The 20,071-nt window shown below is 67.5% G+C and carries 14 protein-coding genes and 1 pseudogene; 11 read left to right on the forward strand and 4 right to left on the reverse strand.

Annotated elements, in window-relative coordinates:
- Positions 1 to 129 precede the first annotated feature (129 nt).
- The gene (locus tag AC067M_RS11470) at positions 130 to 2,691 is read right to left on the reverse strand and encodes a GH32 C-terminal domain-containing protein (RefSeq protein WP_478696773.1); all 2,562 of its coding nucleotides are present in this window, start codon (positions 2,689 to 2,691) and stop codon (positions 130 to 132) included.
- A 496-nt stretch (positions 2,692 to 3,187) separates the two neighbouring features.
- On the opposite strand from AC067M_RS11470, the gene AC067M_RS11475 reads away from it, so the two are divergent.
- The 7 genes from AC067M_RS11475 (at position 3,188) to AC067M_RS11505 (ending at position 14,883) form a co-directional block, all read left to right on the forward strand.
- Positions 3,188 to 4,195, forward strand: a complete 1,008-nt coding sequence (locus tag AC067M_RS11475) for a LacI family DNA-binding transcriptional regulator (RefSeq protein WP_478696774.1) — start codon at positions 3,188 to 3,190, stop codon at positions 4,193 to 4,195.
- 393 nt (positions 4,196 to 4,588) lie between these two features.
- Positions 4,589 to 5,887: an extracellular solute-binding protein gene (locus AC067M_RS11480; protein WP_478696775.1), complete on the forward strand. Its 1,299-nt coding sequence runs from the start codon at positions 4,589 to 4,591 to the stop codon at positions 5,885 to 5,887.
- 42 nt (positions 5,888 to 5,929) lie between these two features.
- A complete protein-coding gene (locus AC067M_RS11485; RefSeq protein WP_478696776.1) occupies positions 5,930 to 6,907 on the forward strand; it encodes a carbohydrate ABC transporter permease in 978 nt (325 codons plus the stop codon).
- A gap of 6 nt (positions 6,908 to 6,913) precedes the next feature.
- On the forward strand, positions 6,914 to 7,801 hold the full coding sequence (locus AC067M_RS11490; protein WP_478696777.1) for a carbohydrate ABC transporter permease: 888 nt from the start codon (positions 6,914 to 6,916) through the stop codon (positions 7,799 to 7,801).
- A gap of 167 nt (positions 7,802 to 7,968) precedes the next feature.
- Complete coding sequence (locus AC067M_RS11495) at positions 7,969 to 10,266, forward strand: glycoside hydrolase family 3 N-terminal domain-containing protein (protein ID WP_478696883.1); 2,298 nt, start codon at positions 7,969 to 7,971, stop codon at positions 10,264 to 10,266.
- A 121-nt stretch (positions 10,267 to 10,387) separates the two neighbouring features.
- Positions 10,388 to 11,854: a glycoside hydrolase family 32 protein gene (locus AC067M_RS11500; protein ID WP_478696778.1), complete on the forward strand. Its 1,467-nt coding sequence runs from the start codon at positions 10,388 to 10,390 to the stop codon at positions 11,852 to 11,854.
- A gap of 92 nt (positions 11,855 to 11,946) precedes the next feature.
- A complete protein-coding gene (locus AC067M_RS11505) occupies positions 11,947 to 14,883 on the forward strand; it encodes a discoidin domain-containing protein (RefSeq protein WP_478696779.1) in 2,937 nt (978 codons plus the stop codon).
- Positions 14,884 to 14,926: 43 nt separating this feature from the next.
- On the opposite strand, the pseudogene AC067M_RS11510 reads toward AC067M_RS11505, so the two are convergent.
- Both AC067M_RS11510 and AC067M_RS11515 read right to left on the reverse strand, forming a co-directional pair.
- A pseudogene (locus AC067M_RS11510) lies at positions 14,927 to 15,560 on the reverse strand (transposase); the annotation flags it as partial.
- Between the two features lie 143 nt (positions 15,561 to 15,703).
- On the reverse strand, positions 15,704 to 16,588 hold the full coding sequence (locus tag AC067M_RS11515; protein WP_478696780.1) for an NAD(P)-dependent oxidoreductase: 885 nt from the start codon (positions 16,586 to 16,588) through the stop codon (positions 15,704 to 15,706).
- 49 nt (positions 16,589 to 16,637) lie between these two features.
- Between AC067M_RS11515 and AC067M_RS11520 the strand changes: the two genes are divergently transcribed.
- The 4 genes from AC067M_RS11520 to AC067M_RS11535 all read left to right on the forward strand — a co-directional run bounded on the left by AC067M_RS11520 (position 16,638) and on the right by AC067M_RS11535 (position 19,261).
- The gene (locus AC067M_RS11520; protein ID WP_478696781.1) at positions 16,638 to 17,045 is read left to right on the forward strand and encodes a MerR family transcriptional regulator; all 408 of its coding nucleotides are present in this window, start codon (positions 16,638 to 16,640) and stop codon (positions 17,043 to 17,045) included.
- A gap of 563 nt (positions 17,046 to 17,608) precedes the next feature.
- Positions 17,609 to 18,094, forward strand: coding sequence for a hypothetical protein (locus tag AC067M_RS11525; RefSeq protein ID WP_478696884.1), 486 nt, complete (start codon positions 17,609 to 17,611; stop codon positions 18,092 to 18,094).
- A gap of 25 nt (positions 18,095 to 18,119) precedes the next feature.
- Entirely contained in the window at positions 18,120 to 19,061 is a 942-nt protein-coding gene (locus tag AC067M_RS11530) for a hypothetical protein (RefSeq protein WP_478696782.1), read from the forward strand.
- A gap of 62 nt (positions 19,062 to 19,123) precedes the next feature.
- On the forward strand, positions 19,124 to 19,261 hold the full coding sequence (locus AC067M_RS11535) for a hypothetical protein (protein WP_478696783.1): 138 nt from the start codon (positions 19,124 to 19,126) through the stop codon (positions 19,259 to 19,261).
- 172 nt (positions 19,262 to 19,433) lie between these two features.
- Here AC067M_RS11535 and AC067M_RS11540 read toward each other — a convergent pair whose 3' ends face one another.
- Positions 19,434 to 19,985 carry a DinB family protein gene (locus AC067M_RS11540; protein WP_478696784.1) on the reverse strand — a complete coding sequence of 184 codons (552 nt, stop codon included), beginning with the start codon at positions 19,983 to 19,985 and terminating at the stop codon, positions 19,434 to 19,436.
- Between the last annotated feature and the right edge of the window lie 86 nt (positions 19,986 to 20,071).

Consider the following 20,071-nt stretch of genomic DNA (forward strand, 5'->3'; position numbering starts at 1 on the left):
GCTCGCGACGCCCGGCACGAGCGGTGCCCCGGGCCGTACCGACGCCGCGGGTGCGGCGTCTCCGCCGTGCGCCGAGAGCCGCGCGCCGGAAGCCGCTGCAGGCCGACCGGCGCACGGACCCTTGGGGCGTCACCGCCGGATGGACCCCAGCTGCCACGCCCACAGGCGGTTGAGGGTGGCGGTGCCGCCCTCGGCGAAGACCTCGACGCCGGTGCTGGAAGGGTCGGGGAAGATCTGGTCGGTGATCACTGCCTCGCCGTTGCCGCCGAAGACCTCGACGGACGACCAGTCGACCAGAATCCGCAGCTTGACCTTGCCGTTCTTGGCCTTCAGGGGTGCGGTCTGGACGCCGGGGAAGGTGCTGTTGAAGTCCCCGGCACCGGAGCGGGTGCGGTCGACGTACAGCTCCTGGGTCGTGGTGTCGTAGCCGATGACGGTCTCCTCGCCGCCTGCTCCGGTGCGCACCTTCAGGCCGAAGCGGTCGGCGTCCTTGAGGGAGAAGGTCGCCTCGATGTCGAGCGCCTTGCCCTTGGCCGTGGGGCCGATCAGGGGCTTGGAGGTGCTCTTGACGGTGACGCCGGACGCGGTCGCCGCCGGGCGCTTCTGGCGGAGGGACAACAGGCTCCCCACCGGCTTGCTGGTCAGCCGGATCTGGCCGTCGACGGTGCGCAGGGCCATCTCCCTCGGAACGCTCTGCGCGCCGCGCCAGGGGGAGGTGGGGACGGAGCCGGCGTAGTCCCAGTTGTTCATCCAGCCGATCATGTAGCGCTTGCCGCCCGGTGCGTTCTCCCAGGACACGGCCGCGTAGTAGTCCTTGCCGTAGTCGGCCCAGTCGGCGCGCTGCGCGACGGACTTGGCGGGCTTGTCAGCGCCGGTGAACTGGTCGGCCATGACGTGGCCCCAGCCGGCGGTGTTCATGTCGACGACCTGGATCTGCGCCTTCTTGCCGGCGTACGGGCGCAGGTCGAAGGACGCCCAGTCCAGGCTCTCGCTGTCGGCGCCGGTGGCGCTGCGGACGACCTTGCCGTCGACGATCAGGTTGACGGACGTCTCCTGGGAGACGGGCGTGGCCAAGGCGTCGGACAACATGATGTGGTCGACGTTGACGTGGCCCCAGCCGCTGGTGTTGTCGTCGACGATCTTTATCTGCGCCTTCTTGCCTGCGAGGTCGCTGACGTCCCAGGAGGCCCAGTTGAGTGCTTCGGCGTCCTTTCCGGTGGCGCTGCGGACGACCTGGCCGTCCACGAGGAGTTCGACGGCGGTGGGGTTGTCCGAGCCGACCGGGTGGTTGCCGCCGCCGATGAGGAAGTTGATGTGCTTCTTGTCGATGGTGAATTCGGGTGAGGTGAGGGTGCCGGTGGTGGCGTCGCCGTTCAGGAAGGTGTTGGCCAGCCCGCCTCCCAGGAAGCCGGAGACTTCTTGCTGGCCGGGGAGGGTGCCGGTGGCCGGTGCGGTGCCGAAGGCGTCGCCGGTCGCCGTCCAGTCGCCGTAGGTTCCGCCTTCGAAGTCGGCGAAGAGCGTGCCCTCGGGCGGAGTTCTGTCCATGACGGTTCCGGCCTCGTACGGATGCCGCCCGCCACCGATCTTGAAGTTCAGGTAGGGGCTGTCGACGGTGAAGGAGGGGGAGGTGAGGAGGCCAGTGGCGCCGTCACCGCCGTGGAAGCTGTTGGCGAGGCCCTTGCCGTCGAAGCCGGTGACAGCCCCCTGCCCGTCCACTGCCCCGGCTGCCGGTCCCTGGCCGAAGGCGGTTCCGGTCGTCGTCCACTCACCGAAGCCGGCGCTCTCGAAGTCCTGGACGACCGTGCCGGTGGGCGGTGTGTAGGTGCCCTTGTCGTCTGCCGTGAACTTCTTGCCGTCGAAGTCGCCGACGAAGTACTGGGCGGCCGAACCGCCCGCGATGCCCCCGGGGTTGATGTTGACGACCAGGACCCACTTGATGTTGTTCGGGTCCCCGTCGACCGCGAGGGGGAACAGGTCGGGGCACTCCCACACGCCGCCCGTCGCACCGGCCGGCCCGAACTCGCTGAGCGACTCCCAGTCCTTGAGGTTCTTGGACGAGTAGAACCGCACCTTGTGCTCGGCGGACAGCGACACCGTCATCAGCCAGCTCTTCGTCGGCGCGTACCACTGGACCTTGGGATCGCGGAAGTTGGTGGAGCCCATGTCGATCACGGGATTGCCCTGGTACTTGGTCCAGGTGCGGCCGCGGTCGGTGCTGTAGGCGAGCGACTGGGCCTGCTTGCCGCCGTTCTTGTAGGCGCTGGTGTAGATCGCCACCATGGCCGGGTTCTTCTTCGTGCCGAACCCGGTGGTGTTGTCCCAGTCGACGACCGCGCTGCCGGAGAACACCATCTCCTCGTCGTCGTGCGACAGGGCGAGCGGCAGTTCCTTCCAGTGCACGAGGTCCTTGCTCACTGCATGGCCCCATGACATGTCGCCCCACGAGTTGCCGTTGGGGTTGTACTGGTAGAAGAGGTGGTATTCGCCCTCGTAGTAGACGAGGCCGTTGGGGTCGTTCATCCAGTTCTTCTGCGGAGTGAAGTGGAACTGGGGTCTGTAGGTCTCGGTGTAGGGCGGGATGTCGGCAGCGACGGCCTGGGGGGCGAGCGGCGCGGCGGACAGGGCGCAGACCGTCGCCACCGCCGCCATCAACCGCATGCGGGCATGCCGGGATACACGTGCAGAGCTCATGGCGACTCCTTGTCCCGCGGCCGTCCGCGCAGCGGTGACCGCGGCCCCGACGCGGACGGCTCGAAAAGTGGCGTCCCGGGTCGGCGTCGACGTCCACGCCGCCGCCCAGGTGTCATCGTTGACTTGTGTCATCGATGACATCGAGTGCCCGATTATGAGGTGCAACCCGGCCGGTGCGTCAACGGTCCGGCGCGATTACTCACGCCGTAGTGGGTGCGGGACTGGTAAACGAACAGGTCAGGGCAGCTGCCTGGGTGACGAACCGGCAGACCTCCGCGACGTCGTCGGGACCACGGCGGGGCGCAGGCCCGAATTCTGGTGAACGACTTGTTTCCGGTGTGTTGACCGGTCGAGCCTCTCGGTGCTTCACTGCCGGAACCGCTACCGAAACCGGTTCCGGAAGCGGTTCCGGTACCGGTTCCACGAGGGTCGGTACGATCTGGCCTTCGGTGCGGGAGGACGTCTTCCGCCTCTGCAGGAAGGGAGGGGAGGTGACATGGGAGTCACTATCGCCGACGTGGCCGCGCGGGCCGGGGTCAGCAAGACGACGGTCTCGCGGGTGCTGAACGCCAAGGGCGAGATCAACGAGAACACCGTCTCGAGGGTCCGCAAGGCGATCTCGGAGCTGGGCTATGTGCCGAGCGCCGGGGCAGTGGGGCTCGCGCGCGGCACGACACAGATGATCGGCATGCTGGTCCCTGACCTGGCCTGGGCCTGGGCCGGCATCGTGCAGGCGGTCGTCGAAACGCTGGAGACCGAGGGCTTCGGACTGCGCATGCTGACCTGGAACCGCGGTGAGGAGTCGCTGCGCAGGCTGGGCGTGCAGGTCGCTGCCAAGTCGTTCGACGGGCTGCTGGTGATAGAGCCCGAGGGGGCCCTGGGATCCATCACGGAACTGCACGAAGCCGGACTGCCGGTGGTGCTGATCGACGACCGCTTCCAGCGGCCGGGATTCCCCTACGTGGCCACCACCAACCGGGAGGGCGGTGAACAGGCGGCGCGCCACCTGCTGGATCTCGGCCGCCGTCGCCCTCTGGTGGTGACCGGTCCCGACGCGTACGGCTGTACTCAGGAACGGCTGGGCGGCTTCGTCGACGTCTATGCGAAGGCCGGGATCGAGCTCGGCCAACGCAGCATCATCGGCGGGGACTTCTTGTTCGACAGCAGTCGGAGCGCGGTGGCGCAAGCGCTCGCGGACGGCGTGGAGTTCGACGCGGTCTTCGGGCACAACGACCCGTCGGCGGCCGGCGCGCTCGCGGCCTTGCACGAGGCCGGCCTTCGGATTCCGCGCGATGTCGCCGTGGTGGGGTTCGATGACATCGAGCTGGCGTCGTACACCTATCCGGCACTGACCACCATCCGCCAGCCGATGCGGGAAATGGGCGAGGCGGCGGCGCGTCTGCTGCTCGACCATGTGCGGAGATCGCCGGAGGCGGCCTCCTCGCGCATCGTTCCCACCAGCCTCGTGGTCCGCGGCTCGACGTTAGAGCCGAACTCGAACTGACGCGATGTCATCGCGATGCGCACGTGATGGCGCCTCGCGGCGGGGCGGTGCGTTGCCGGTGACGCACCGCCCCCCGTCTCCTTGAAACCTCGGCGAACCTCTTCGGCTTCGCCTTTCTCACCCGGGCGGCTGCGCCTGCGTTCACGCGGCACCGCCCGCATGCACTTTCCGCCCGTTCGTTCCCGATCCGGGACACCGAAAGGGCGCCTGGCACACCCCGCCCGGCCGCTACCCACTCCGCGTGGACGCTCCCACCGCGACCCGCGAGGGACCGCTGACGCCGCTGTCACCACAGACGCTGCCCAATCGTGGGCCGGCCCATCCGGGCGCCCTCCCCTTCCTCCCCTTCGCCACCCCCCGCGCCTGTCTCGCTCAACGGCAAGGAGCCGCATCATGCGTATCACTACCCGTCAAGCTGTCAGAACCGTCCAGATCCTGTGCGCCACCCTCACGGCAGCCCTCGTGGCCACTGGCTGCGGCCGGAGCGAGGATTCCGGCCCCGGCAACGATGCCCCCGCCGAGATCGGCGCGGGCAAGGCCAAGGGGACGGTGGTCATGTGGTCCATGGGCGACCCCGACGAAGACCTGAAGGAGCTGGCCAAGAAGTTCGAGCAGGAAAACCCGGACGCAGACGTCAAGATCACCGCGGTCCCGTGGGACGGCGCCCACGACAAGCTGACCACCGCGATAGCCGGCGGCAACACACCGGACATGTCCATGGTGGGCAGCACCTGGATGGCCGAGATGGCCGCCTTGAACGGCTTCCAGGCCACCCCGGCGTCGATCAAGTCGTCGGACTTCTACCCCGGCCAGTGGGACACCACCAAGTACAAGAACACCTCCTACGGCGTCCCGTTCATCGCCGACACCCAAGCGGTCTACTACCGGACCGATTTCACGGCGAAGGCCGGCATCAAGGGCGCCCTGGCCGGCGACTGGGACGGATACCTGAAGGACCTCAAGGCTGTCCAGGCCACCGCCGGCAAGGAGAACCCCAAGCTGCGCCACGCCAGCGGGCTGGTGATGGGCTTCAACTCCTGGATCTTCTGGCTGCCGATGGTCTGGCAGCAGGGCAGTGACATCTACGACGCCAAGACCGGAAAGTTCACCTTCGACACGCCCGAGGTCGCCAAGGCGCTGGAGAACTACGCAAGCGTTCCGAAGCAGGGCCTCGCGCCGACCGACAGGGCGGACAACGTGCAGAGCTTCCAGGACGGGCTGACCGCGGTCTACCAGGAGGGCGCGTGGGCCGGCGGCACCTTCCACAAGGACTCCCCGCAGCTGGACGGCAAGTGGAAGACCATGCCGATGCCGTACACCAAGCAGCCCGCCGGGTTCGCCGGCGGCACCGACCTGGCGGTGTTCAAGGAGGCCAAGAACCCCGACGCGGCATGGAAGTTCGCCCAGTTCCTGACCGAGCCCGCCAATCTCGCGACCTATTCCAAGGCCACCGGCAGCCTGCCTCCTTCGCCCCAGGCGTGGACCGAGGGGAAGCTGACCGAGGACGAGAACTTGAAGGCGTTCGCCGAGCAGCTCGAGGTCAGCAAGGCGCCGCCCGCCATCACGACCTGGCAGCAGATCGCCGACACCATCGACTCCGAACTGGAGAAGCTGACCCTCGGCAAGGCCACCGTCGCCGAGGTGCAGAAGACGCTGCAGTCCAAGGCCACCAGCATCGGCACCGGCCGCTGAGCGCCGCCGCGTGAGTATCCCTCGTACGGACGGATGACATCCATGTCCACGAAAACGCTCCCCGAGCGGGGCGACACCCACGAGCAGGGCACCGCACGGCCGGAACAGAACCCCGGTCACCGGCGCTTCGCGGTCCGGGGCACGGCGCGCGGCAGGCAGGCCCGGGCCGCCTGGATGCTCGCCGCCCCGTTCCTCGCGCTGTTCGCGGCCTTCATGCTGCTGCCGGTGGTGTGGTCGCTGCTGATGGGCCTGACCGACACCAAGAGCGCGGACCTGCGTACGCCGCTGAACGTGTCGTTCGTCGGCTTCGACAACTACGTACGCCTCTTTACGGATCCGCAGTTTTTCACGGCCCTGCGCAACACGGCCGTGTTCGTCCTGGTGGCCCTGCCCCTGACCCTGGCCGCCGGGCTCGCAGCGGCGGTTGCCCTCGACCGGGGTATCCGCCGCTTCCGGGCCGTCTTCCGGGTCGGCTTCTACCTGCCGGTGATCACCAGCATCGTGGCCGTCGCCGTGGTGTGGAAGACGCTGCTCGAACCTCGCGCGGGACTGGTGAACCTCGTCCTGGGCTGGTTCGGGATCGACGGCCCGTCCTGGCTGGCGGACACCCGCTTCGCCCTGCCCGTCATGATCGTGATGGCGGTGTGGCGCAACCTGGGCACCGTCATGATCATCATGCTGGCGGGACTGCAGTCCGTACCCCAGTCCCTGATGGAAGCGGCCGAACTCGACGGCGCCGGGCCCTGGCAGCGGTTCTGGAGCGTCACCTTCCCACTCCTGCGCCCCGCCCTGCTGCTGACCGCCGTGACCACCGGCATCGGCTATCTGCAGTTCTTCGACGAGCCGTTCGTCATGACCGACGGCGGACCCCTGGACTCCACCCTGTCGGCCACGTTGTACGCCTACAAACAGTTCGGCAACGGCAACTACGAGATGGCCTCGGCCGCCGGCTACGTCATCTTCGTCCTCATCGTCGCGCTGACGGTACTGCAGTTCCGGCTGCTGCGAGACAAGGACTGACGACCCATGAGCACCCTCTCCACTCTCCGAACCCCACAACCGGGCACGAACCGCGCCCTGAGGCGCCGCCGCATCCGGCAGAACTGGGGCCAGCCCTGGCTGTACCTACCGCTCGCCGGCGCCCTGCTGCTGATGATCGCGCCGTTCCTGTGGATGCTGTCCGGGTCGTTCAAGCCCGAGGCCGACATCCGCAAAGTCCCGCCCGTCCTGATACCCACGGCGCCCACGACCGCCAACTACGGTGAGCTGTTCAGCACGCTCGACTTCACGAGCATGTTCGCCAACTCCGTGATCGTGGCCGTCGCGGTCACCGCCGGGAACCTGATCTTCTGCTCGATGCTCGGATACGCCCTGGCCAAGTTGGAGTTCCGCGGACAGCGCGCCGTGTTCCTGCTGGTCATGGGGACGCTCATGATCCCCGGCCTGGTCACCTTCGTACCGCTGTACGTGCTGGTGGCCAACATGCAGCTGACCGGCTCACTGCTCGGGCTGATCCTGCCGTTCCTGGCCACCCCCTTCGGGGTGTTCCTGATGCGGCAGTTCATCTCCACCCTGCCCGACGAACTCATCGACGCCGCCCGCGTCGACGGCTGCCGCGAACTGGCCATCTTCGCGAAGATCATCCTTCCGCTGACCAAACCGGCCCTCGCCACGCTGGGGATCATCACCTTCCTAGGCTCCTGGAACAACTTCCTGTGGCCCCTGGTCGTGGCCCAGAACGAGAGCCAGTACACCCTCCCCGTCGGCCTCGCCCTGGCCAGCAGCGGACAGTCCTTCACCCGCTTCGGCATCCTGCTCGCCGGCGCCATGGTCGTCCTACTGCCGGTGATGATCGTCTTCCTCCTCTTCCAACGCCAGTTCGTGGCCGGCATCGCCACCACCGGCCTGAAGTGACACCCCGGCTTCTGCCCCGCCGCCCTCTGCGGCATTGGTCCCGCCCGGGGCGGCGGACGGACGACCCGCGAGGCCCACCGCAGCAGGCGGCGGCGTCGCTGCGGCGAAGCGCTCGCCGTCGCCCATCAACTCTCTGATCTGTGACAACTCATCTCTTGGAGAACACCGTGGGACAGCCGGTCCACTCTGCCGTGTACCTGGATCCGGAAGCGTCCGTGGAAGCGAGAATCGACGACTTGCTGTCACGGATGACCCTGCCGGAGAAGGTCGGGCAGCTGCTGATGCTCGACGCACAACACGGGGACCTGGACGACATCGTGTCCGCCAAGCTGGCCGGATCGGTCCTGCATGTGTCTCCCGACCAGATGCCGGAGGCCATGGAACTGGCCCGGCAGACACGGCTCGGCATCCCGCTGCTGACCGCCGACGACGGCATCCACGGCCACTCGTTCTGGCCGGGTGCGACCATCTTCCCGACCCAGCTGGCCATGGCCTGTACCTGGGATGCCTCCCTGCTCCACCGGGTCGCCCGAGTGGCCGCGACCGAGATCGCGGCCACTGGAATCCACGGGACGTTCTCCCCGGTGCTGTGCATCACCCGGGACCTGCGCTGGGGCCGTATCAACGAGACGTTCGGCGAGGACCCGTTCCTGATCGGCGAACTCGGGGCGGCGATGGTGCGCGGCTACCAGGGTGAGGGCCTCGGCGACCCGACAGCCGTGCTGGCGTACGCCAAGCACTTCGCGGGCTACTCCGAAACTCTGGGCGGGCGCGACGCCAGCGAAGCCGATCTCAGCCCCCGCAAGCTGCGCTCGTGGTTCCTGCCCCCCTTCGAGCAGGCGGTACGGGCCGGCTGCCGCGGCTTCATGCTCGGCTACCAGTCGATCGACGGGGTGCCCATCACCGCGAATGAGTGGCTGATCAACGATGTACTCAAGGGCGAGTGGGGCTTCACCGGGACACTGGTGACCGACTGGGACAACGTCGGCCGGATGGTCTACGACCAGCGGACCTGCGCCGACTACGCCGAGGCGGCGGCGGTCGCGGTCAGCGCCGGCAACGACCTCATCATGGCCACGCCCGCGTTCTTCGAGGGCGCGCAAGAGGCGGTCGCCCGCGGCCTGATCGAGGAAAAGCAGATCGATGACGCGGTACGGCGGGTTCTGCGGCTGAAGTTCGAGCTCGGGCTCTTCGAGGACCCGCGCACTCCTGACCCCGAGCGGCAGGCGCGGGTGATCGGCTGCCGCGAACACGCCGACCTCAACCTGGAGACCGCCCGACGCTCCCTGGTGCTGCTGCGCAACGTGGGCATCCTGCCCCTCGAAGGCGGGCTGACCTCGGACGGAACGGGTCGCGCCGTGAGCCGGGGTACGCCGCGGACGATCGCGGTCATCGGCCCCAACGCCGACAACACGGAAGCCATGCTCGGCGACTGGGCGGGCGCCACCGGCCAGGTCCCGTGGATGCCCGAAGGCCATCCACGGGAGTCGGTGGAGACGGTCCTCGACGGCCTTCGCGCCGTCGCACCCGCCGAGTGGACCATCACGCACGCCCGCGGAGCCGACATCGAAAGCCCCGACCAGGACACGGGGTGGTCCCTCGGCCCCGACGGCCAACCGCAGCCGGACGTCTTCACTCCCGCCCCGGTCGACCAGGCACAACTTGGGGAGGCCATCGCCGCCGCAGAGGCCGCCGACTACGCCGTCGTGGTCGTGGGGGACACCATCGCCCTCACCGGCGAGGTGCGCTCCACGGCCACGCTCGACCTCCAGGGAGGCCAGCTCGCACTGCTGGACGCGGTCGCCGCCACCGGCACACCCATGATCGTCGTACTCGCCCAGTCCAAGCCGAGCACCCTCCCGGACTCGGCACTGAACGCGGCGGCACTCATCGAGGCGTTCAACCCGGGCATGCGCGGTGGCCGCGCCGTCGCGGAACTCCTCTTCGGACTCATCGAACCGAGCGGCCGGCTCCCGGTCTCCTTCGCCCGCCACGTCGGACAGCAGCCGGTCTTCTACAACCAGGTGCGAGGCCAGCACGGAACCCGCTACGCGGACCTCACCCAGGACCCCCTGTTCGCGTTCGGGGAAGGCCTCTCCTACACCACCGTCACCTACTCCGACCTCGTCGTGCACGACCCGGACGTCCCGGCTGACGGCACCGTCGACGCGACGGTGCGGCTCACCAACAGCGGCAGCCGTCCTGCCCTGGAGACGGTCCAGGCATACATCAGCGACCTGACCACCAGCGTCACCTGGGCCGAGCAGGAGCTGAAGGCGTTCACCCAGGTCGAGATCCCTCCCGGCGAAAGCCTGAACGCCATCGTCAGCATCCCTGCCTCGCAGTGCTCACTCGTCACGGCCGACAACCGCCGCGTGGTCGAACCAGGTGAGTTCGCACTCCGCGTCGGCCCCAGCTCACGACGGGACCAGCAGCTGAGCGCACGATTCCGCATCCGGATCTGAAGGCCGTATCTGGACCTGAAGGCCGTACGCGGGCCTTGCAGACCCCCGCCCCGCCGACCCGCCGCCCCGCCAATCAGAGGGCCGGCGGGGCGGGCCCTCAGACATACCGAAAGGCACGCGTGTGTCCACCACACCCCCCGATCCGCACCGCCCCGTGGCGCACCTGCGCCCGCCCCGGAACTGGATCAACGACCCCAACGGGCTGGTCTTCCATGACGGCCACTACCACGTCTGCTACCAGTACAACCCGTATGGTGCGACCCACGCGCACATGCACTGGGGTCACTTCCGCAGCCCCGACCTGCTGAGCTGGGAGCCGCTGCCGATCGCCCTGTCCCCGGCCCCGGGTGGCGTGGACGCCGACGGCTGCTTCTCCGGCAACGCCGTCTCCGACGGCGAACGGCTGGTCGCCTTCTACTCCGCGCACCGCGAGGACCGCTCGTTCCAGCACCAGCCGGTCACCTGCGCCGTCTCCGACGATGGCGGTAGAAGCTTCCACCCGCGGGGCGAACTGCTCATCGCCGACCTGCTCGAGGGCTGCACCATGTACCGCGACCCCTACGTCTGGCAGGACGGCGACGGCTGGCGGATGCTGGTCGGCGCCGCCCTCGCGGACGGCCGCGCCGCCGCCCTGCTGTACGACTCGCCCGACCTGAAGACTTGGACCTACCGGGGGCCCTTCGTCGCCCGCGAGAAGGAGCCGATCAGCGGCACCGACCTGCTCACCGGCGAGGGCTGGGAATGCCCCCAATACCTCCCGGCAGCCGACGGACACGGCGCCCTCATCGTCAGCGCATGGAACCTACCCACCGGCCCGCAGAGCGTCGCGGCCCTGATCGGCGCGGAGCACGACGGTCACTTCGAGGCCGGCCCGGCGGTGCCCGCCGACCACGGCCCCGACTGCTACGCACCCGCCCTCCTGCGCGCACCGGGCAACCGGTGGCTGCTGTGGGGCTGGTCGTGGGAAGCACGCGACGAAGCCTGGGCGGTCGCGGACGGATGGGCCGGCGTCCTCACCCTGCCCCGCGAGATCCATGTCGACGACGACGGCACACTGCGCCAGCAGCCCGCCACCGAACTGCTCGCCCTGCGCGGCGAGCACGCAGTGCACGCCGAGGGGGTGACGCACGGCCCGGTGCACCTCGGCAGTGTGGGCCGCGCCTTCGACCTGACGGCCCGTCTGGAGACGACCGGAGACGCCGGCCTGCGGCTGCTCACGACTCCGGACGGCGCTGAGTACCTCGACATCCGCCTCGATGCTGATGCGGGCGAACTGGTTGTCGACCGTGACCACGCCTCACTGGACCCCCGGGCCCGCGGCGGTTCCCACCGGATGCCCTGCCCGGCAGACCGGCCTGTCGACCTGCGCATCGTCGTCGACCACTCCATCGCCGAAATCTTCCTGATCACCACCGGCCAAGTCCTCACCCTGCGCTTCTACCCCACAGGGCAGAGCCCGTGGCGACTGCAGGCCCGCACCGCACCGGGGACGCGCTTCGGCTTCGCGGTCGACGCGTGGGAACTGCACCCGCTCGTGATCAAGGAGCCGAGCACCGGCGCCGCAGAGTCGGCGCCGGCGGCGCCGTAGAACCGACTCCAACCGGTCGATCCCCCACCTCGGCAATGTGTCCCACCCGCTCTCCCAAGTACTGAACAAGCAGGTCCGAAGGAGGATCTTCCATGAGGTCATACGGTCTCGGACGACGCCAGTTCCTGGCCACCGCGGTCGGTGTCGCCGCCGCCTGGACCCAGCTTTCCGGCAGCGCCATCGCCGCCCCGCAGCTGAAGCAAGCCTCACGTGACAATTCCGTCCGTGTGTGGCTGACGGACGTATCGGCCGACACGTGGGTCGCAGGCCAGGACGATGTGCTGTTCAAGGCGAGGAGAACGGCCAACCCGCTGACGATCAAGATCGACGACAGCGTCAAGTACCAGAAGGTCGAAGGCTTCGGCGCGGCCATGACCGACTCCTCCGCCTGGCTCATGGACAAGCTGTCCCCTGCCGAGCGGACCAAGCTGATGAAAAAGCTGTTCGATCCCTCGAAGGGGATCGGCCTCAGCCTGCTCCGCTCTCCGATGGGCGCCACGGATTTCAACGCGTCCGGGAACTACTCCTACAACGACATGCCCGCGGGACAAACGGACCCCACGCTGTCCAACTTCTCAGTCCAGCATGACGTGCCGTACATCATTCCGGCCTTGCGGCAGGCCCTCTCACTCAACCCGTCCATCAAGATCATGGCCAACCCGTGGAGCCCACCAGGCTGGATGAAGACCTCCGATTCCATGATCGGAGGCACCCTCAAGAGCGAGTACACCTCCGCGCTGGCCAACTACTTCGTCAAGTTCATCCAAGCCTATGGCGAAGCTGGCGTTCCCATCTCCTACATTTCCCCGCAGAACGAACCCATGGGTACTCCCACCTGGCCCGGCATGTTCCTGTCCGCCTATCAGGAAGCCGATGTGATCCAGGAGATCGGCAAGGCGTTCGAAGCCAACGGAATCTCCACGAAGATCCTGGCTTGGGATCACAACTGGGACGTGCCCTCGTATCCCGAGACGATCTTCAGCGACCCCGCAGCCTCCAAGTACACCGCGGGAACCGGGTGGCACATCTACAGCGGCAACCCGAACTACCAGACAGTGGTCCACAACGACTACCCGAGCAAGGAAACCTTCATCACGGAAGCCACCGGAGGCGTTTGGCAGGACAGCAACCAGACGGCGTTCAGCGAAGCACTGGGTACGTGGATCATCAACGGAACGCGCAACTGGGCGAACGGGGTGATGCTGTGGAACATCGCACTCGACCCCGATCGGGGCCCGCTCAACAGCGACACCGCCGGTATACCCATGCTGCGGGGCTTGCTCACGATCGACCCGGCCGACGGGCGGGTGACCTACAACGTGGACTACCACGCCCTCGCTCACGCCAGCAGGTTCGTCAAGCCCGGAGCACGCAGGATCTACTCGAACACCTTCGGCGAAGGAAGCATAGAGAACGTCGCGTTCCAGAACCCGGACGGATCGAAGGTCCTCATCGCGCACAACTCGGGCAGCGCCGCGAAAACCTTCAGCGTCGCGGACGGGACACACTCGTTCGACTACACCCTTAACGCCGGCGACGCCGTAACCTTCACGTACTCCGGACCTGCGCAGAGCGGCCACACCCCCGCAGCGACCAAGGTCTCGGACCCGACACACGACTTCACGTTCACGTCGGCATCCGGTCCGGTCACCGTCACGTACGACCCGGCACTGCTGCCCTACCAGAACTCCATCCGCACCGGAAGCAAGCTGGTCACGTACTCCCTGCCGATCGGAGCTTCCGTCCAGACGACAGGAAGGGCGCTGAGCCGTAGCAAATGGACCGCCACGGGTTCCGCGCAGCCGGATTGGGGTGTGGCCGCGAACGCGATCGACGGCGACATCAACACCAGGTGGAGTCTCGGGCACGGGACGACGAGCGGCGACTGGTTCCAGATCGACCTGGGGAGCCCTACGAGCTTCAATAAGATCGTTTTCGACACCGGTGTGAATAATTCGTTCGACTACGTCACGAAGTATCAGATCTACGTTTCGAACGACGGTGTCGATTGGGGCAGCGCGATTGCGAGCGGCAGCGGGGGCATCGGCAAGATAGCCGTCACATTGCCGACCCGAACGGCACAGTACATTCGCATCGTCAGTACTGCGGCCTCCGGCTTCTGGTGGGCCATCGGCGACATCGAGGTGTACGGGTCTGCGCGTGGAACCGGCTCGATCACAGCTCCGACAGCGGTATCGAACGGCCTCCAGCTGAAGAACTGGACCAGCAAGGAAGGGGAGCAGGTCACCGTAGTATTCAACGGGACCACCGACAGCAAGAGTTTCAAGATATCCACCGACGGCTCGTACACCTATACGCTGCCGAGCGGCACCTCGGCGATGTTCACCACCAAGAAGCTGTCGAGCTTCCCATCGCCGACCTTCAGCGAAATGAAGCCGGAACGTGGCATGCCGCGCTCTAAGTTCACGATCCGCGGTTCTGGTTTCGGTGACGCGCAAGGGCTGGGTACGGTGTATTTCGGATCGAGCTATGCCGAAATAGACACCTGGTCGGACACCAGCATCAGCGCCTACGTTCCGAAGGGGCTTCCTGCGGGGAAGGTCACGGTTTCCGTGAAGGGAGGCAGTGGAGCAGACGCAGGTGGATCATCGTTCGACGTCATAGATCTTGGTCCTGCTCTGCCTCGGACGGGCTGGACCGCAAAGGCTTCGGACGCAAGCCAGTGGGATGCGCCCGGAAACATGCTCGACGGCAATTCCGACACTCGCTACAGCTCCGGAACAGGGCAGTACGACGGCCTCTGGATCCAAGTGGACATGGGACAAACGCAGACCTTCAGCAAGATTGTGTTGGATGTCGGCGGCAGTGTCAGCGACTATGCGCGAAGCACAGACGTATACGTATCCACGGATGGAACCGACTGGACCAAGGTCTCTTCCGTAGCGGACGGCCAACGAGTCCACCTGATTTCCTTCCCGACGCAAACAGCTCGCTACATCAAGGTCGTCAACACCGGCAACGTTGCGCGCAGCTGGTGGTCTGTCGCAGAATTCAACGTCTACGACTGACCTCGGTCTTTCGGGGAGGTGTGTCTAACCTCGATATTTCGTGCAGGGGCAGCCAGGCCAGAACCTCAAGGGCGAGCTGGACTATCTCCAGCCAGATCCGGTTCTGCGCGGTGTCATGCAGGGGCAGGTTGGTCAGCCCGGTGGTGCGGGCAGCACGGATGCGGTCCTCGGCCCGCGCCCGCAGCCGGTGGCGCAGCTCCAGCTTCGCGATCGGGGCGTCGGCTGTGTTGGTGGCGAAGCAGGTCAGCCGATGGCCGTCGGCGTCGGTGAAGCGCAACTGGGCGCCGGGGTGCGGACGTTCCTTGCGAACGATGAGCCTCAACTCCTTCGGCCAGCCGTGAAGCACGTCGCCGGCCAGCTCTGCGACCCAGGCGCCGTCGCGGATCTGGCCGTCGGACTCGATCGCAGGGGTCCAGGCGGAGGCCGGCACCTTGAGCACTGCGGCATAGATGGCGTCGGTGATGGTCATGCCGACCGAGTACGAGAGCTCGGCCGCGCTGGGCGAGCCAGGCCACGAACTCGTGCGTTCCGCTGCCGCAATCGCAGCGGATCAGGGTCTGCCGCCCGCGTCGGTACCGCTTGGGCAGCTGGGCCAGGGCCGTTCGCGTGGCCTCGATGTGATCGGCGGCGGTGTTGCTCCCGGCATTCCCCGGCCGCTGCAGCGCAGCCACCGGGCTGGAAAGTGCCTCCGAACCACGCGCGAACAAGGACCTCGACAATCCTCATTCTCGCTGGTCAGAGGCATTTTCCGTGTTCGTGATCGCGATCCGGACAGCCCGCCACGCGAAAGGCCGAAGCCAGAGCCCGGTGTCGGGATCGGTCAGTCGTTGCGGGGTTTGCCGAACTCTTCTATCAGCACGGGATACTGCTCCCCACCGTGTCCGGCGGCGATCGAGCGGTCTGCCATCGCCTTGATCAACTTCGGCAGTTCGGCGTTGACACCCACCGCCTCGCTCTCCTCGATCAGGTGTGCCATCGCCCGCGCGTCGGTCTCCAGGGCCGACACCTCGGCCGGGAAGGAGCCGCTGTCGATCTGCTTGGCGTACCCAGGCAGCCATTCGGCCACCCCGGCAGCGATCTGCTGCGCAAACGGCGCATACGTTGCGGCGTCAACACCGGCCGTCCTGAGCAGGGCAGTGCCCTGGAGCCAGGCGTTCAGGACGCTCCACATCATGGCTAGGCCGGCGACGTCGTACAGGGACGCCAGCCCATGGTCCGCACCGAGGTAGGTGACGGTGCCGAGCGCGTCGAGTGTTGACTTGTGTGCCTCGAAGTCCGACTGCGGCCCGCTGTGCAGAATCACCGCCTCGGCGCTGCCGATCGCCGGCGGGATGGCCATGATGGCGCCGTCCAGGTAATGGGCACCGCGTTGCTCGGCCCATTGGGCGGCTTCCCGGGCCTGGGCCGAGTCGCCCGAGGTCAGGTTGATCAACGTCCTGCCGTCCAGCTCGATATCGCTCGCGCCGAGCAGCTCGTGCATGGCCTGGTAGTCGCTGACGCAGATGATCGTCAGAGAACCTGCCTTGAGCGCGTCGCCGACTGTTGGCGCCAGCCGTGCACCCTGGGTCACCAGCGGGTCGGCCTTGAAGGTCGTACGGTTCCACACGGTTGTGGGATGCCCGGCTTTCAGGAACGCGCTGGCGAGGGCCTGGCCCATCAGCCCAAGTCCGATGACTGTCACGGGTGTTGCGGGTTTGTTGTTCATGGCAGCATCGTCAACGTTGATACCGGTCTGAAGGTCAAGTGAGGTTTCGATGCGGATCGGGGAACTGAGTCATCGGACGGGCGTCAATGCCCATCAGTTGCGCTACTACGAGGCCCAGGGCCTGCTGGAGGCAGACCGCGGCGCGAACGGTTACCGCGAGTACGACGAGCGCGCCGTGCTGCGGGTGAAGCAGATCCGGCACCTGCTTGGTGCTGGTTTGTCCTCCGAGGACATCGCGTACCTGCTGCCCTGTGCGGTCGGGGAGGCCCCGGAGCTGCTCGGTTGTCCCGAGTTGCTGACCGCGATGCGGTCACGGCTGCAGCGGCTGGACGATCAGATGGACAGGCTCGCTCGATCCCGCGACGCTCTTGCCGACTACATTGATGCGGCCGAGCGAATGGGCAACAAGACCTATCCACCGTTTGACGATGCCGACCTGGAGCCCGTCCCCGCCTGAGCAGCCGGGGTGCCCCGTCTTGCGAACCGTCTCGGCCAGCAGCACCCCGCTGGCTTGCGAGACCACCGCCGACGCCCCGGCCTGGAGACGATCACGTGGAGACAGAGCAGCAGGCTCCACCTGGAGAGTGACTTCTGTCCCGCGGTGGACGGAGCCTCCGACCAGCCTCATCCTCCCAGGTCAGGAGTGCTTCCACTCATCCGATCAGCATTCGGGGCCGCCCAACATCGTGAAAGCCCCAGGCTAATCCGTGCCGGGGAGCCTTACCTGGAGGGGCCGCCCCACCGCACTGCAGCGGACGTACCGCCGACACTCCTGTGCCATCCTTTGGTCGCATGGTCCCTCGTCCTGACGGCGGACCAACTTCGACCCACGGGTCGATCCTCGGCGGCCCCTGTGCCTGCGACTCTCGTGATCGAGACCGGCCGACCACCAGTCACCGAAACCGAGGACCGCGCATGCAGCCGTTCCCACACGTCGAGGACACCGCAGCCGCTCGCCCCGGGCGGGTCCGCGCCGCATGGCAGGCGGCCCACAAGCCCGCTGCCGGAGTATCTCGGCGGATGCAATTAGTGGCCTATACCGTGCCGTTAGCCGTCCTGCCATCCAGCATCTGGCGCCTGCCGGCCGTGTTCGACGATGGAATCGGGCTCGGCGAGAAGGCGTACATCGTCCTACTGTCGATCCTCTCCGAAGTCCTTGCCTTCACGGCGATCGGGCTGATCGCCGGTTGGGGCGAGGTGTTCCCGCGCTGGATACCTTTCCTGCAGGGCCGCCGTGTCCCAACGAAGGCAACGGTCATCCCGGCAGCCATCGGTGCCACGGTCCTCACGCTCATTACCGTCCAGTCCCTCGTCACCCAGTTCATGGGCACCACGATCCGAGGTGACGACCTGCCCGCCAACTCCCCCAGTGAGGTGGGCGGATGGGAGACCGCCTGGTTCTACGTCTGCTACGCGCCGCTGATTCTGTGGGGTCCGCTGCTGGCCGTACTGACCGTCGCGTACTGGAAGCGCCGCGCGCCCCAGAACGCGCATGCGCGGGCCTGAGTGGCGTGGCGGAGAAGGAGTTCAGGTGGATCGGTGGGATCGGGTCGGGAGGGTCGCGGCGTATGGGGCAGCACTGGCACTGACGCCGTACTTGCTGATCAAGGTGTCGTGGGTGGTCGGTTCGCTCCTGGGGCTGCTGCCGGCCGGGGCCGGGTTCGGCAAGGTGGAGTGGGTGGTGCTCAACAGCGCAACGATCGGTATGGCAGGGACCGGTATCGCCGTGGCGCTCGCGCTGGTGCGGCCGTGGGGGATGCGCCTACCGGGAGCTCCGTTGGCTTTCTGCGCTTGGGTTGGCACGGGGTTTCTCGTCCCGGTGTTGCCGTACGCCGTCCTCAGTTCGCTGCTGGGCTCGGCGGATGGCAATGCGAAGGATGGGGGTGACGCGGGCCCGTCGATGCCGGGCTGGGAGGCCGCGCTGGTTCAGATCGGCTTCGTAGGCATGGGGCTGGGTCTGGCCATCGCACTACCCACGTACTTGCGGCGACGCTGGCCGGACGCGTTCGCGGGTCGGCTCGGCGACGGTGGAGAGGGTGAGCCAAGGGTGCCGCCATGGATGACCGTGGCCGGAGCCACAGTCGGTCTCATCTGGCTGTACTGGGCGGCGGGCGGCACCGCAGGTGTGACCCACCGCGGCGAGCGGGACACCGCTTGGCACGTGCTGTCCGGAGTTTTCGGGCTCTGGGCGTTCGTGGCGTCAGCCGCCACCTGGGCTGCCGTCCGAGGCCGGCCCGCACGAGTACCTCGGTGGGGCCCGATGGTGCTCGGCTGGCTCGGCTCGGGCTCGTTGTTCGCCTGGAGCGGCTGGAAGCTTCCGTTCACCCTGTACCTGGCGGTCGCGCAACCGGCCGACGCGGCCCTGCCGGAAAGCCTCGCGCTCGCGGCACTCCTCCACCTTGTAGCGGTGGGGGCGGGCATCGCGATGCTGCGAGCGCTCGTTCGTACGCGGCTGGCGCCATCGAACTCGTAGCCGATCCTCTCCCGCGTGCGTCACTCGACAGGCTGGGCGCTTCAGTGCGCGAAAGGCACCGTGTGAAGAGCTCAGCCACACGAGGGGTGCTCGCGCAGGTGGTCCTGCCCACCCTGGTCGCCGTGGGCGTGGTGGCCGTCGCCCTGGTCCGCGACCGGCTGGGCCGGAACAGGCCGCACAGCACCGTCACCCCCTCGTAGGGCCGGCGCGCGGCCGGCCCCGCACGACGTGGCAGTCCTGAGCCCTGCCCTGGGCCACGCGGTCAAGTCCCGTCCTACGCCGTATGGTCGGCCGCTCGTACGAGAGCAGAGCGAAGCCGGCTGAACGGAGCGGCGCTAGGCATCGGCGGTCCAGCCGAGGTGGGCCCCGGCCTCACACGCCGACCGCTCCGTCGATGCGTTCGCGGAGCAGGTCGGCGTGGCCGTTGTGGCGGGCGTACTCCTCGATCATGTGGATGAGAACCCAGCGCAGGGACACCGTTCCGCGCCAGCAGTCGTCGCCCTCGACGTCGAGGTCGGGGGCCTCGGCGACGAACTGTTCGGCGAAGGCCACCTCGGTCCGCCACGCCTCCCACGCCGCGGCGACGACCCCGGGGTCGTCCGTGGCGCCGTCGAAGTCCTCGTCGGGGGCGGCAGTCGAGGAGAAGAGGGCCGGCACGTCCTGCCCGGCCAGGACCCGCCGGAACCAGCGGCGTTCCACATCGGCGAGGTGTCGGACCAGGCCGAGCAGCGAGAGCGTGGACGGCTCCACGGACCGCAGGGACAACTCCCCGTCCAGGCCGGAGCACTTCAACTGCAGCGTGGCACGCTGGGCGCTCAGGACATCGATGAGCATCCGCCGTTCGTCGCCGGTCGTCGGGCCGGTGAACCGGCGATCGCTGTCGGCGCCGCCGAACAGTTCGGCTCTTCTCGTGGGGTCGTTCATGTCCGCCCTTCTGTTCGTCCTGGTTCGCGCGGCCGTGACTGCCACGGTCGCGTACCGTCTTGTGAAGTCGCCGCCCGTCGCGCCTG

It is taken from the genome of Streptomyces sp. NPDC043427, from assembly GCF_056436655.1.

Bases quoted from the DNA above. Each gene is read 5' to 3' on its own strand.
- AC067M_RS11485 (WP_478696776.1), top strand. From the start codon at position 5,930: ATGTCCACGAAAACGCTCCCCGAGCGGGGCGACACCCACGAGCAGGGC.
- AC067M_RS11540 (WP_478696784.1), bottom strand. From the start codon at position 19,985: ATGAACGACCCCACGAGAAGAGCCGAACTGTTCGGCGGCGCCGACAGC.
- AC067M_RS11470 (WP_478696773.1), bottom strand. From the start codon at position 2,691: ATGAGCTCTGCACGTGTATCCCGGCATGCCCGCATGCGGTTGATGGCG.
- AC067M_RS11480 (WP_478696775.1), top strand. From the start codon at position 4,589: ATGCGTATCACTACCCGTCAAGCTGTCAGAACCGTCCAGATCCTGTGC.
- AC067M_RS11520 (WP_478696781.1), top strand. From the start codon at position 16,638: ATGCGGATCGGGGAACTGAGTCATCGGACGGGCGTCAATGCCCATCAG.
- AC067M_RS11505 (WP_478696779.1), top strand. From the start codon at position 11,947: ATGAGGTCATACGGTCTCGGACGACGCCAGTTCCTGGCCACCGCGGTC.
- AC067M_RS11475 (WP_478696774.1), top strand. From the start codon at position 3,188: ATGGGAGTCACTATCGCCGACGTGGCCGCGCGGGCCGGGGTCAGCAAG.
- AC067M_RS11525 (WP_478696884.1), top strand. From the start codon at position 17,609: ATGCAATTAGTGGCCTATACCGTGCCGTTAGCCGTCCTGCCATCCAGC.
- AC067M_RS11490 (WP_478696777.1), top strand. From the start codon at position 6,914: ATGAGCACCCTCTCCACTCTCCGAACCCCACAACCGGGCACGAACCGC.
- AC067M_RS11515 (WP_478696780.1), bottom strand. From the start codon at position 16,588: ATGAACAACAAACCCGCAACACCCGTGACAGTCATCGGACTTGGGCTG.